This window comes from Calditrichia bacterium (assembly GCA_020634975.1).
Lineage (GTDB): Bacteria > Calditrichota > Calditrichia > RBG-13-44-9 > J075 > JACKAQ01.
Genome location: JACKAQ010000002.1, coordinates 356,374 through 370,863, shown reverse-complemented (window position 1 = coordinate 370,863; position 14,490 = coordinate 356,374). Strand labels below are relative to the sequence as shown.

Genomic DNA, 14,490 nt, shown 5'->3' with positions numbered 1-14,490 from the left:
TGATCGTTTTCATTTTTTGATTATTGAATCAGAAACCAGCAGAGCAGCGGTGCGAATGCATTGCACAAGATATTAACCAAATCGTTGTTTATCCGGCGAAAACCGGATATCAGCGCCGTCGGCGAATCGTCGCAGTGCGAAGTGCGTTCGGTAATTTTACCGCAAATGTGACAGCGAAATTGCGATTGAACCGTTGCGCCGAGCATGCTGTCCAATAAACTCCCGGCAATGCCGCAACCGGTGATTATCGCTATAAATGATAGCGGCGAATCGCCGGCGATTTCCGGAAAAACCAGCCAGCCGCTCAGCGCAATCACAAACGCACCGATACCGCCGCCAACGGTTCCCGGTAGTGTTATGCCGCCGGATGTTCCCGGTTCCACCGTTCGAAAATTGGTGATTAATCGCGGCTGCCAGCGAAAAAAAGTCCCAATTTCCGTTCCCCACGAATCAGCTGTTGCCGCAGCCAGCGACGCCAAATATAGCAGAAACAAACGGTTATCGCCGAAAAACATAAAGGCGATCATCAACATCCCGGCAATGCCGCCATTTGCGACAACCTGTGCCCAATCGCGCCGGTCCCCCTTTTCAAAAATGAGGTCGAACTGTTTTTTGATCGCTTTGCCGCTTTTCGACAGCAAGCTGGACAACACAAAAAATGTCAGAATCGGCACGGTCCACCGCCAGCCGCCAAATCCGAAAATAATGCTGGCCAATAAAAATGTGGCAACGGCGCCGCTTTCGGACAGAAAGCGCAGTTTCAGCGAAACGAGCGCTGCCACCAACCCCAACGCTACGCCAATCGTAAAGCGCAAATTTTCGTCCGGTGAATGGTTCAGGAAAAAATACAGCACCAGCGCGGTGCTCAGCGGAACCGAAAGATTGTCGCTACCTTTGCTGCTGAGTGCTTCCGCTGCGGTAACGAGCAATCCGGCAACCAGCGCAAACCACAACACATCGCCGCCGGAAAGGGCATTTAATGGCTGAAAGGGATAAAAGTTGAGTACCAGAAAAATCACGATGGCGCTCACCAAAAACATCGTGAACGAGCCTTCGAACGATTTCCGGTCGCGGATGAGCACATATTCGTGCGGTTGTTTGAGGCTTTCGCCGACAATTGCGGCGGCGGCATCGCCGAGTGCCAACACCATCATCGGCGCAATAATGACAACGATATTTTCCGGCCAGCACAGCACAACCAGTATCAAAAATGAAAGCGGATAAAACACGGTGCCGTAGCTATGCCGGGCGCCGTGCATGCCTTTCAGCAGTCCTTTTTGCAATGCGACCAAATTTACAACGATAAACAGCAGTGCAATCAACACCATCGGTAGCGCGGTGTCCAGCAAAATCGGGATGAAAAACATCATCACGCCAACCAAAATATGCACAAATTTCCGGGTGAATTCTTCCGGCCACCCGAGTGACCGGCGCAATCCTTCCGACGCGCCGATCAGCAGCATAATTCCCACAAACGCCAGCCCGATTGTCTGCCAATCGCCGGGCGGCACCGGTTCCATCGAATGTGCGACATTCATCGGCTACCTGGCGAACATTATTTTTCGGCTGAAACTGCCCTGCGGCGTGCGATAGCGAACCAGATAAACGCCGCTGCCGACCATTATTCCAGCATCATTTTTCCCATCCCAAACCTCGCTGAACTGCCCGGCGGAACGCAATCCGTTGAATAAAGTACGCACTTTTTGACCGAGTAAATTGAAAATCGCCAACTCAACCGTTGCGGGTTCAGCGACATCGAAACCAATGTGGGTTTCGGGATTGAACGGATTTGGGTAATTGGTGTGCAACGCAAATTCACCGGGAAAAATGGTTTCACCAGCGATAGCTGTGGATGGTTCGATGGTCAATTGAACCGGCACCGCAACGCGCGGGTTATCCAGATCGTTGGAATTGATAAACAACACACCGCTGTAAGTTGCACCGACGTTCAACCCGTCCGGCACCAGCGAGATCAGCACTTCGTGTGTTTCACCGCTTTCGACCTGAAAAATTGGTAAATCGGCAACACTCAGCCAGCTTTCCCCCTCGCCGAGCGAATCGCCGATAAAACAGGTGAGCGAGCCGCTGCCCGAATTCAATACGCTTAGAACAACGGTTTTTGGCGGATCGTTCAATTTCAGCGTATCTGTAATTATCTCCGGCACAACGCTGATAACCGGTGCAGCGATTCCACCGATAGCAACATTTACCGGGACAACTAAATTGGGTTGATTGCTGCTATTATTATTGATATTTAATTGCGCGGGATAGCTGCCTTCCGGCTCAACGGCGGCAAGTTTTACCGCAATATCCAGTGATCCGCCCGCTGCAATTTGCGCCGTGAACGGCGTTGCCGAATTTCCGGTAGTATCACTTTGCGCCAGCCAACTGACACCCAATTCCGATCCAACACCACCGTGACCGTAATTTGGGGCAAAGTCCGGGATGCCCAATGTACCCAACGGCAACGTAATGGCCCCGGCATTCATGTTGTCATCAAGGTCGAGATTTGGAGTTAACAATTTTAGAAATGTGCCGGTCACGGTGTTTCCGCTGAAAGCGAGAATCGTTACTCCGATTGGCGTGAGCGTGGTATCGCCGCCTGCGATAATGATTGCCGCCGGTGGAATGCCCAATGTGTCGCTCAAAATCCCGCCGATATCAAAAATAATTTCGTATTCCGAACCGATATCAAAAAATACCGGACCAAAGCCCAGCGGTGCGGGAAAACTGCCGGTTGCCATATTTTGATCGGTGTCCACCGAAATGACCGCTACCGAATTGGTATCCGGTGTTCCGGAAAAAGTGAGTTTGAAAATATATGAAAAGAAATCTTCGCTGTATTCAACAGAAACGAGATCGAGTCCCGGAAAATTGGAATCGTTGGCTGAATCGCTGATGAGCACCGCATTTGGCGATGCGCTAATTCCAGAATAATCAGGACGTTGAACATCCGATGCATCGAAGCGGATGTTCGCCAGTTTTTCGATAAAATCGCGGGATTGTTGCGCATCGATGTGCCGGGTTTCACCCGAAAAACGAAGAGCGCTGCTCGGCACTGCATCGGTAATCGACAGGTCCAACGGTTGATTACCATCGTTAAAAATGGTCATATATTTTGTGGTGGATGTGTATCGCGGGGTTTCAAAATTCAGTGTGTCCGCCGATGTACGGATCTGCGGCTGCGCCAGCACTGCGCCAAATCCGGTCAGTGCAAATAGCATCAAAATGATGCGATTGTTGAAATTCATTTATAATCCCTCATGTTTGGATGATGGTTCGTTCCCTAACCGCTTTGTTAACTTTTTATTTCCGTGTATTGACTGCGCGACGAATGTCACCCATCGCGATCGCTGTTTGCATCGAAAAATGCTGATTTATTCTTCTTTCAAAATGTCCATCAAATATTTACCGTATTCATTTTTGAGCATATCCTTCGCCAAAAATGCCAGTTGTTTGGCATCGATAAATTTTTGGCGATAGGCAATTTCTTCCAGACATGCGATTTTCAATCCCTGACGTTGTTCGATTGCCTCAATGTAATTGGACGCCTGATACAGCGAATCGTGTGTGCCGGTATCAAGCCAGGCAAATCCGCGCCCGAGCAACTCCACTTTCAGCTTTCCGGCTTTCAGATACGCCTTGTTCACATCGGTAATTTCCAGCTCGCCGCGCGGGGAAGGTGCCAGATTTTCGGCAATTTCGATAACGTTGTTATCGTAAAAATACAACCCCGGCACAGCGTATTTGGATTTCGGCTGCTGCGGTTTTTCCTCGATATTCAGCACGTTGCCGTCTTTGTCAAATGAAACAACGCCGTATCGCTCCGGATCTTTCACCAGATATCCGAAAACAATGCCGCCGTCATCCAGTGTTGCACAGCGTTTGAAAATTTTCTGTAAATCGTGGCCATAAAAGATGTTATCCCCTAAAATGAGGCAAACGGAATCGTTGCCGATAAACGGTTTTCCGAGGATAAACGCCTGCGCCAGCCCTTCCGGTCGTGGTTGCACCACATATTCAAATGACAGACCGAGTTGCGATCCGTCGCCGAGCAAATCGCGGAAACGCGGCAAATCTTCCGGTGTGGAAATGATCAAAATTTCGCGGATACCGGCCAGCATCAGCACGGAGAGCGGGTAATAAATCATCGGTTTGTCGTAAACAGGCAGCAATTGTTTGCTGACCACACGGGTAATCGGATACAGTCGCGTGCCGGAACCACCGGCTAAAACGATCCCTTTCATTGGTCTCCCTCAAATTGAATGTTCATCGAAAATGCGTATAGCCTGTGCAGGAAACGGAATCTTCGCGACCGTTTCCCAATGTAAAAATTCTTGTGTTTTGAATATTACAATTGCCAAATATAACCGCAGAAAAATAGGTAAAAAACAAAAAATCCAATGTGTTACAGCCCAGTTGTATCTGCTGTGAACGCAACCGGATCGTGATTGAATCGGCAGGTTGCGGCATTTCCCGCCGAAATGTAGATTTCCGGTCCGGCGCTGTCGCGAATCGCGCGAAACGCCACAAATCCTCGTTGCACGGTTACGGTGGTGACGCTATCGCGGCTGGCGACGCTAAAAATGGTGGTATCGGTGCCAAACAAGGTTGCAGCGGCCTCGTTGGTAACAATGGCAAACGCGCGATTATTTTCGGGAATGCCGGTAAATGTCGCTTCGCCGGTGAGAAATACCACCCGCAACGAATCGCTGAAGCGATTGGCAAATCGCAGTTTCGACTGTTCGTTGACGGTCGTTTTCGATCCGTCCGGCAACTTTCGTTCGAGTGTTTCGCCGGTTTTGGTGCGGATTTCGGTGATGCCGCTCATCTCGTGATTTTTGAACCAGGCATAAATCACCAGCATGGCAAACATGACAATAACCATTGATAAATAGGTTGGGCGAAAGCGTCGCTGCGGCAAAATGCGGCTGCTGAATCGCCGGAACGCCCGGGAGAATTCGCTGCCGGAGGGCTGATTGCGGCTGGCGCTGCTCATTCTGCTCTCGAATTTTTGCCACAATTTTTCGATATCGGGATCTTCGGCAATTTCGCGCACTTCAGGATTGACATTTACCGGAATCGCCGGGAAAACGTCGTCGGCAATTTCCATCAAATATCCGCGAGCGGAATCGGTGGGAGCAATTGCGCCGCGCCGGTCCCAAAATCGCTCAAAAACAATTTGCAGCAGGTGACGCGCCGCGCTGTCCGACTGGGTTTGGGTATGCGCCAAATCGTAAATGCCGCGTGCATGGCGCAAAAACAGCGCCCGGAACGCCTGAAAATTACCGTTTTGCATCAAATTGAGCAGTTGGGCATCGGATTGTGAGCGATCTTCAGTGGATGATTGTGGTCTGTTTTTTTCGTTCATTCCCGTAAATTTTTCTCAAAGCATGGTTGTGTTCAGTTGAATGGTAGTGCCGTCGCTGTTTGCGATGGTCAGTTCACCGCCGATGCGATTGGCCCGCATTTGCATGTTTCGCAAACCGTGACCGCTGCTTTTTTTGGCTAATTCGATGCCCTGCCCGTTATCGTGAACCTGCATCGTGAAACGTCCCTGGCGGTTGTGCAAAGCCACCCGGACTTCGGTTGCGCCGCTGTGCCGGGCAACATTGTTGATGGCTTCTTTGAACACCAGATACAAATTTTGACGAATATCAACCGGCAGCTTTTTGGCATCGTCGAGCGATTCAACATCAAAAGAAACAGCTATTTGGCGCGGCGAAAGCGCACTCATCGCAAAGTCGTGCATCCGGTCGAGCAGGTCGCCGATGGTATCGTTGCGGGAGTCGATCGACCAAACGATATCGCTCATCGTGAGCACCAGTTCCCGGCTGAGATTGTTGATTCGCGAGAGCAGCGTCTGGCGATTTTCGGCGTCAACTTCCTCCCGCAGCAAATCCGAATACAGCGAAATTTTGGTGAGCGAAGAACCCACATCGTCGTGCAGATCGCTGGCGATGCGAACGCGCATGCGCTCCAATTCCAACAATTTTTCCACCCGATATTGATAAATCAGCGCGAGAACGCCCAAAATTGCCAAAACGGCAATCAGCCGGAACCACCAGGTTTGCCAAAACGGCGGACGGATGACGATGGGAATTGCCAATCCGGCTTCGTTCCAGACGCCGTCGCTGTTGGCCGCTTTCAGCCGGAAAACATATTTTCCCGGACCGATATTTGTGTAGCTGGCAAAACGGCGCGTCCCGGATTCCGACCAGTTTTTGTCGAAGCCGTCCAAAAAATAGGCAAAGCGGTTGCCGTTGGGATAGGTGAAATCGAGCGCGGCAAAGGTGAATTCAAAATAGCGGGCATCGTACGGGATATCGATATGGGAAATGCGCGATAATTCCAGCGCATCGTAAACGGTGACACCTAGCTGTTTGTACTCGGTCAACGCAACCGATGGAATGTGCACATTCTCCTGCACGCGATCCGGGAAAAAGCGGTTGAATCCGTTAATTCCACCGAAAAAAAGCTCGCCGGCAGCGTTGCGAAATCCACTGCGAATGGTAAATTCGCCCGATTGCAAACCATCGCCGGTGTCGTAAGTGCGGATGTTTTGCATCAGTGTATCGCTCGGGTTCAGCCGCAGCATGCCTTTGTTGGTAGTGATCCACAAATTGCCGGATGTATCATCGAGAATATCGCAAATAAAGCTGTTTGGCAACCCCTCGCGATCAAAATAATGTTGAACACCGGATACGCGGTCGCCGGAAAATCGCAGCCGGTTTAGCCCGTTTTCGGAACCTAGCCAGAATACCTGATCATCGTTCGGGTCCTGCAAAATGGATGTCACACCGGGATGGCTGAGCCCTTTTTCCGGATTTTTCGGAACGTAATCGATGTGCAGATCCACCGATGTATTGCCCGGATTCATCCGGTTCAGTCCGTTTGCCGTGCCGATCCAGATTCGCCCGTTGCGATCTTCGTAAATGGTAGAAATCCGGTTGTCGCTCATTCCGCCTTCGCTGGAATCGGTAGTAAATCGCACAAATTCCAACGATTCCGGATTCAATTTCACATCTGCAAGCTGTTGATTATTCAGGAGATACAATCCGAGCGGTGAGGCAATCCATAAGTTTTTCCGGCTGTCGAACATCAGGTCCGCAATGCGGCTGTCCGGGTACACGTGCCCGTTTTTTTCACCGTGCGGCACATACAAAAAATCCCCGGTTGATGGATCGATCCGCTGCAATCCACCACCAAATGTGCCGATCCAGATGTAGCCAAAACGGTCTTCTGCCAACGCATAAACAAATCCGCCCTGGCTTCGTGGGTTGCGGTGATCAATTGTATAATTGTGGAAAACGCCGTCCGGTGTTTGCATATCCAGCCCGGTGTGATGCCCGATCCACAATCGTTTTTGACGGTCCTCCAAAATGGCAATCACGTTGTTATCGCCCAGCGTATTGTCCGAAAACGGGTTTTGGGAGATGTGCAAAAATTTGGGCGGTTTCAGATCGGCAACATTCACATCGCGGTTGGTGGATACCCACATATTCTCCGATCGGTCGATCATCAAATGGCGCACGAAATCGTTGGTGAGCGCTTGCGGATCGCGCGAGTTGCTTTGGTAACGGATGAAATGTCCGTCGATACGCGACTGGTTTCCGGTCGGCAATTCGCGGATCGGGTTGCTCAGGCAAGCGACGCCACCGCCAAAAGTGCCGATCCACAGCCGGTTTTCCGCATCGTGCGCAATGCCGTAAATGCGGTCATCCGGCAGACTGTTCGGGTCATTTTCGTCGAAACGGTACTGAACGCTGTGTCCGGTTTGCGGATCGAACACATTCAACCCGCCGCGATATGTGCCGATCCACAGCAACCCTTCCGGCGATTGATACAGAGAAATAATGTAATCGCTGCTGATCGGCATTGCTGTTGTATCATTTTTTGAGAAGGCCAGAACCGCCAAATCATTTGCGTCGATGCGATGCAGCCCTTTTCCGAGTGTCCCGGCCCACATAATATTTTTGTGCAAATGATCCTGCACCATTTCGGTGATGTAGCCGTTGGCGAACACCGCCGGTTTGTGAATGCGTTGAATCCGGTGCACAACTTCGCCATTGGCGAGCGTATCGCTGAACATGCGGTTCAGCCCTTCCACCGTGCCCACCCACAATGCGCCATCAGCGCCAGCCGCCAGCGAGCGAATATCGCTGTTGCACAGCGTCAAACTGTCGTCCGGTGAATGCCGGAAGCGGATAAAACGGTGCCCGGATTGACCGCGCTGCTGCGCCGGTGTGATCGCCAACAGGTTTAGTCCATCTGAAGTGCCGATCCACAAATTGCCGCTGGCATCTTCGCAAATGGCGCGGACGGTGTTGTCGGAAATGGTGGTGGTATCGCCGGGAATGTGGGTAAAATTAGTGACGGTGTAGCCGTCGTATTTGGCGAGTCCGTACTGGGTTGCCAGCCAGATAAATCCTTTGCGATCCTGAAACACCTGATAAATCACACTGGCAGTCAATGCGCTTTCCTGCGCTAACTTTTTAAATTTCAACGGGTTGGCAGAATACGGTTTTGCGAAAATAGCAGCGCAAAACAGCAGCAAAAAAATGATGATCCATCGCCGGAACGCGCCGGTTGAGGCACCGCGATGATCAGGTGTATCGGGAATTTCGATAATGTTCATCATAAAATTCCGGCAGAAGTTGATCAACTTGAAGCAGTCCATTTTGGCTTAAAGTAATCAATTGATCATCGAAATCCAACATGCCATTTGCCCGCAGTTCGCTGAATTGGCGGGAAAATTCCTGCAAAATATTCACGCCAAATTTCTGCCGGAAATAAGATGTGGGAACCCGCCCCAATTTCAATTGCAAAATCATTTCGCGGATCAACTGTTCACGGCTGTCGGTGGAAAATGCTCTGGAAATCGGCAGTTCATTTTGACCCACTTTTTCGAGATAGGTATCCCAATGGCTGGCGTTTTGAAAATGCACACCGCTCATGTGGGAAAATGACGCCACGCCCGCTGCAACCATATCCGCACCGCGCCACAGGGCATCGCGATAGACAAATTTTTGGGTTTTGCCCGATTTGCGCACCATTGTGTATCCACTGGAAACATCGTATCCCGCAGCGGACAGTTGATCGATGGCATATTTATGCCAGGCGCGTTTGGTTTTCCAGTCGGCAACGTTAATCTGCTCGCCGTGGCGAATGTGCTCGGAATACACCGCGTTAAACGGCAATTCCAGTTGATAAATCGTGATGCTGTCCGGTTCGAATTTGATGGCTTCGTCCACCGCAAATTTCCAGGTGTCCCAGGTTTCGCCGACCATTCCGGCGATGAGATCGATATTCACCTGCGCGAAATCGAGCGCTTTCACCCATGGCCACACCCGGTAAATTTCGTGCGACAAATGCGCCCGGCCGTTTTCTTTCAAAATATCATCGTTGAAGTGCTCGACACCGAGGCTCAACCGCGTAACGCCAATGTCGCGGATGGCGTTCAGCTTCGATTCGGTAAGCGTTCCGGGTTCACATTCAAACGCGACTTCTTCTGCTTTATCCCACGGGAATACATCCTTTACGCGCGACACCAATTCCTGCAAATGTTTTACGCTGATAAAAGACGGCGTGCCGCCGCCAAAATAAACAAAGCTGACCGGACGGTTTTGCGCTGCCGGCATCGTGCCGAACAGTTCAATTTCGCGAGCAAGCGCATCGAGATATGTTTCCACATCGCGGGCATTTTTTCCGGTGTAAACTTTAAAATAACAAAATTTGCAGCGTTTTCTGCAAAAAGGAATGTGCATGTACAACCCCAGCGGCGTGTCCGGTTTGGCGGGTTCGCGCAAAACCCGGTGCGCTTCGGAAACATCATCCGTATTCCAGAATGAATATGGCGGATAATTGGAGACAAATACGCTGCCGATTTCAGTTGATTTTTTTTCCTGCGGTTTGGTTGCCGGATCCGGTAGCGGTGTTGGTGTGCTGTCACTCATGCAAAATTCCTCATCAGTTAAAAAAGTGAACGGTAGTTTAATATACTCTTTTCACGGTGGATGTCCAGCGATGTTTCAAATTCGCCACAAAAATACCGGTACTTTTCAAAAAGTTTTTGAAATCACTTAAAAGCAGCTGTTTATCCCCAAGTTCACCTTGAAATCGAGCCAATCCGTCCGTACATTCACGGTTTGGTATTTTTAACATTTCATCGCCTTTTTTCCACTGTTTTGTTTTTTCAAACGGAGTCGCCGCAATGTCAACATCTGAAAAACTGCTCAACCTTTATAAATCCAGTACCGTAACCGAACGTTTGATTGTCGATTATCTGTCGCTGACAAAAGAATTCCAGAACCGGACAGATATTTTAAAACTTCTCGAAGCTGCGGGCGTCCAAAGCGATGGCGGCAAAAAGTTAACCACAACATATCTCAAGCCGTATATCGACAACCTGATTGCCAAAGAGCTGCTGGTTGAAACAGCGGTGAATGCCAATCGTAAAGAGGTGGCTTGCAACCCGCTGATTGCCAACTATATTTTTCAGGAAAAGCTGAGCGATATCGAAAAGTTTAGCGAAATGGCCGAGCAAATCCGCCATTTGCTGCCGGCATTCAGGGAATCCGGGTACGTCATTCATTCGCAATCGCAAAGCCTTCGCTTTGCCCTGCGGGATATCCGGCTGGCATTTTACACCAATAATTTTAATTTATTTAACGAACTGCTTCAGAAATGTTTTCGGAACGGGATGGATCCGATCAGAGAATCGAATGTCATTTCCGAAGTGTTCGACAGCCCGTTTAGGGCAAACTGGTTTGCAACCCGAAAGCTGGAAATCCAGCGGTTTGCGATGAACCATCTGTTTTATTCAACCTTGCTAAATTTAGGCAATTTATCCATTTACGTCGATTTTATGCGACAGGCAATTGCCCATCCGAGCAAAAATACGCCCGTAATTAATTACCGGTTGATGTTGTTTATCACCGAAATGCTGTATGGCAATCCGGATGTTGCCGAAACGATCATTGAGCCATTAAAATCGGAATATCCGATTCATCACGCCTGCACCGGGATGATATTATTTGCCAAAGGAAAATACGCGGACTCAGTGCAAGCTTATCAAAATTTTTTCAATGAAACACTGGCCGGCAGCCGGAAACGAACAGCAGCGATCAACCATTTTTCCGGTATTTTTTATCCACTGGCACTATTGAAAGCCAAACCCCAAAACCATGCGGATACCATTCGCAATCAGGTGCGAACCGAGATAAAAATTGATGTGCATTATCTTCAGGCATACCGTGCGCTCGATATCGTCGGGGATGTGCTGCATGCTAAAATGAGCAGCGGACAGGAAAATTTATGGTTCATGCTCAAAGAGCCATCCGATACGCTGAACGGGTTGTTTTCTGCGTTGGTGAGCAATTGGTATTTTCCGGAATTTTTGAAACACGGTCGCGATATGCTGGAGGGCGGCTACCGCCGCGCCAAACGCTTCGGGTATCGCTGGCTGGAAGTCGAATTTGCCGGGATGCTCAGCCGGTTGGAGCCGGATTCGCCCAATTATCAGGAATCGCTGGATCTGGCAGAACAGATCGGCATAAAGCCGATGCACAAACTGGTTGGCAATCAGGAGCCGTGGGAGCGCGTGCTGGAAATGCTCGCCGGATACGGCGGCCAAACGGTGACCGCAAAAACGGTGGATACGCGACTGGTTTGGCTGCTCGCTTTTCCCAAAAATATGGACACCGCAATTATCCAGCCCAAAGAGCAAAAACTCAACAAAAGCGGCAGTTGGTCCACCGGTAGAAATGTGGCGCTGCGCCGGCTAATGGAATCTGATGTCGATGGGATGACCGATCAGGATCGCCGGGTTGCCCAGCATATTTTTCGTGAGGAGCGCTATTACGGCAGCGTTCAATATTATTTTGATGTGCCCAAAGCACTATCGGAGCTGGTTGGACATCCGCTGTTGTTTTTGGAAGAATCACCAAAAACGCCGGTCGAGCTGGTGAAATCCGAACCCACGCTGGTGCTGGAAAAAAAGGATCGCGGATACGCCCTCAAATTCGCGGAAAAATTTGAACATGCTGGCGTCAAAATTATACAGGATGAGCCGACGCGTTTCCGGCTGCTGATCGTTCAGCAATCGCATGTCGATATCATGAATATTCTGAACAGCAAACAGTTGCAGGTACCGGAAGCGGCCAAAGAGCAATTGATGGAAGCCGTCGGGAATGTTTCCCGTTTGGTGACGGTGCATTCTGCGGTGGAGGGAGAGCTTGGCTCCATCGAATCTGTCAGCTCCGATGCGACGATTCACCTTCACCTGCTGCCCGTCGGCGACGGTTTCCGGTTGGATATGCTGGTGCGTCCATTCGGGAAATCCGGACCGTATTTTCAGCCGGGAAAATCACCGGAACAGATCATCGCAGAAGTGGACGGCAAACGCCAGCAAACCCGCCGCGATCTCAAATTGGAAAAAGACAAAGCCCACGATGTGCTCAAAAAATGCCCGTTTTTGCTGGTCACTCACGATGGCAGTTACGACTGGCGATTCCAGACGCCGGAGGATTGTTTGGAGGCGCTTTCGGAAATGGAAAATGTTCGCGATGAAACCATCATCGAGTGGCCGGAAGGCGAAAAGCTGAAAATTTACCGGCAGATTTCCCCGCAACAATTGTATCTGCGTGTCCAGCGCGAAAACGACTGGTTCGAACTGCAGGGCGAATTGAAGGTAGATGATCATACGGTCATCCAGATCAAACAATTGCTGGATCTGCTGCAACATAGCTCCGGCAGGTTTGTGGAGTTGAGCGAGGGGCATTTTATCGCGCTGTCCAAACAGTTCCGGCGTCAGTTGGAAGATTTGCGAACGTTCAGCGACAGCACCAAAAACGGTGCACGATTTCATCCACTGATGGCACCGATCATCGATGCTTTTGCCGGGGAAATTGGCAAATTTTCCGGTGATGCGGAATGGAATGCGGCGGTTGAGCGCATTAAAAATGCAGAAAATCATTCGCCGAAACCGCCCTCAACCCTGCAAGCTGTGCTCCGCGATTACCAGTTGGAAGGCTTCCAGTGGCTCTCGCGATTGGCAAAATGGGGCGTTGGTGCCTGCCTTGCGGACGATATGGGGTTGGGCAAAACCGTTCAGGCGCTCGCCGCAATTATCGAGCGAGCGAACGACGGACCGACACTGGTGATCGCACCGGCCAGCGTGACATCCAACTGGATCAGCGAAGCACAGCGTTTTTCCCCGACCCTCAACCCGGTATTTTTGGGCGCAACTGATCGCGAAGAAACCATCCGGAATATCGGCCCGTTCGATTTGCTGGTGTGCAGCTACGGATTGCTGCCGTATGAAATCGAGCGATTGGCGCAGGTCAAATGGCAAACCATTGTGCTGGACGAAGCCCAGTCCATCAAAAACGCCGCCACCAAACGCTCACAGGCAGCCATGCAGCTCAATGGCGAATTCAAGATGATCACCACCGGAACGCCGGTGGAAAATCACCTCGGCGAATTGTGGAACCTGTTCCGCTTTATCAATCCGGGGTTGCTCGGTTCGCTCAAAAAATTCAACGAAAAATATGCCGCACCGATCGAAAAATTTCAAGATTCCGAAGCCAAAGGCCGGCTGAAGCGCTTGTTGCAACCGTTCATTTTGCGGCGACTGAAAAACGACGTGCTGTCCGAACTGCCGCCCAAAACGGAAATCACTCTCACCGTCAATTTGAGCGATGAAGAGCAGGCATTTTACGAAGCGTTGCGCCAACGCGCGGTAGAAAATATTATGGCGAACGACAATCCGGTGGAAGATCGCCGGTTCCAGATTCTCGCGGAAATCATGAAATTGCGCCGCGCCTGTTGTCATCCGCGATTGGTGGTGCCGGAAACCACCCTCGGCAGCGCCAAGCTGGCGCTGTTTGCGGAAACGCTGGACGAGTTGCTGGATAACAACCACAAAGCGCTGGTGTTCAGCCAGTTTGTCGATCACCTCACCGTGATCCGGGAATATCTCGATAGCAAACAGATTGCCTATCAATACCTCGACGGCAGCACGCCCACCCGCAAACGCCAGGAAATTGTCCGGAATTTCCAATCCGGCAACGGCGATGTGTTTTTGATCAGCCTGCGCGCCGGCGGAATGGGACTCAACCTCACCGCTGCGGATTATGTGATTCACCTCGATCCGTGGTGGAATCCGGCGGTGGAAGATCAGGCGTCGGATCGCTCCCACCGGATCGGGCAACAGCGTCCGGTGACCGTTTACCGGCTGGTTGCCAAAAACACGATCGAAGAAAAAATTATCGCGCTGCACCACACCAAAAAAGATCTCGCGGACAGCCTGCTCGAAGGCACCGATGTGAGCGGCAAAATCTCAGCCGAAGATTTGTTGAACATTTTGAAAGATCAGTAAATTGCAGGGCACGGTGTGCCCCAACGATGCAAAATCAGCATCCACCCATCGACTTTGCTCGGGGTTCGCATTCAATTGATCCAGAAACGCTGCGGAGAATCCGGAAAATG

8 protein-coding genes are annotated in these 14,490 nt (G+C 50.6%); 1 reads left to right on the top strand and 7 read right to left on the bottom strand.

Annotation, left to right across the window (positions count from 1 at the left end):
• Positions 1 to 20 precede the first annotated feature (20 nt).
• The 7 genes from H6629_15920 to H6629_15890 form a co-directional block, all read right to left on the bottom strand.
• The gene (locus tag H6629_15920; GenBank protein MCB9069281.1) at positions 21 to 1,538 is read right to left on the bottom strand and encodes a DUF92 domain-containing protein; all 1,518 of its coding nucleotides are present in this window, start codon (positions 1,536 to 1,538) and stop codon (positions 21 to 23) included.
• Between the two features lie 3 nt (positions 1,539 to 1,541).
• A complete protein-coding gene (locus H6629_15915; GenBank protein ID MCB9069280.1) occupies positions 1,542 to 3,251 on the bottom strand; it encodes a T9SS type A sorting domain-containing protein in 1,710 nt (569 codons plus the stop codon).
• 126 nt (positions 3,252 to 3,377) lie between these two features.
• On the bottom strand, positions 3,378 to 4,247 hold the full coding sequence (gene rfbA, locus H6629_15910; GenBank protein ID MCB9069279.1) for a glucose-1-phosphate thymidylyltransferase RfbA: 870 nt from the start codon (positions 4,245 to 4,247) through the stop codon (positions 3,378 to 3,380).
• Between the two features lie 161 nt (positions 4,248 to 4,408).
• Complete coding sequence (locus H6629_15905) at positions 4,409 to 5,371, bottom strand: FecR domain-containing protein (protein MCB9069278.1); 963 nt, start codon at positions 5,369 to 5,371, stop codon at positions 4,409 to 4,411.
• Between the two features lie 15 nt (positions 5,372 to 5,386).
• Positions 5,387 to 8,641, bottom strand: a complete 3,255-nt coding sequence (locus tag H6629_15900) for a hypothetical protein (protein ID MCB9069277.1) — start codon at positions 8,639 to 8,641, stop codon at positions 5,387 to 5,389.
• Complete coding sequence (locus H6629_15895; protein MCB9069276.1) at positions 8,607 to 9,956, bottom strand: coproporphyrinogen III oxidase family protein; 1,350 nt, start codon at positions 9,954 to 9,956, stop codon at positions 8,607 to 8,609. Before H6629_15895 ends, H6629_15900 begins: the two co-directional genes overlap by 35 nt.
• Positions 9,957 to 9,993: 37 nt before the next feature.
• A complete protein-coding gene (locus H6629_15890) occupies positions 9,994 to 10,239 on the bottom strand; it encodes a hypothetical protein (GenBank protein ID MCB9069275.1) in 246 nt (81 codons plus the stop codon).
• On the opposite strand from H6629_15890, the gene H6629_15885 reads away from it, so the two are divergent.
• Entirely contained in the window at positions 10,214 to 14,380 is a 4,167-nt protein-coding gene (locus H6629_15885) for a DEAD/DEAH box helicase (protein MCB9069274.1), read from the top strand. The two genes, H6629_15890 and H6629_15885, sit on opposite strands and share 26 nt — an antisense overlap.
• Positions 14,381 to 14,490: the final 110 nt, after the last annotated feature.

Excerpts from the sequence above, each read along its gene's own strand:
- H6629_15920 (MCB9069281.1), bottom strand. The coding sequence starts at position 1,538 with ATGAATGTCGCACATTCGATGGAACCGGTGCCGCCCGGCGATTGGCAG.
- H6629_15915 (MCB9069280.1), bottom strand. The coding sequence starts at position 3,251 with ATGAATTTCAACAATCGCATCATTTTGATGCTATTTGCACTGACCGGA.
- rfbA (MCB9069279.1), bottom strand. The coding sequence starts at position 4,247 with ATGAAAGGGATCGTTTTAGCCGGTGGTTCCGGCACGCGACTGTATCCG.
- H6629_15905 (MCB9069278.1), bottom strand. The coding sequence starts at position 5,371 with ATGAACGAAAAAAACAGACCACAATCATCCACTGAAGATCGCTCACAA.
- H6629_15900 (MCB9069277.1), bottom strand. The coding sequence starts at position 8,641 with ATGATGAACATTATCGAAATTCCCGATACACCTGATCATCGCGGTGCC.
- H6629_15895 (MCB9069276.1), bottom strand. The coding sequence starts at position 9,956 with ATGAGTGACAGCACACCAACACCGCTACCGGATCCGGCAACCAAACCG.
- H6629_15885 (MCB9069274.1), top strand. The coding sequence starts at position 10,214 with ATGTCAACATCTGAAAAACTGCTCAACCTTTATAAATCCAGTACCGTA.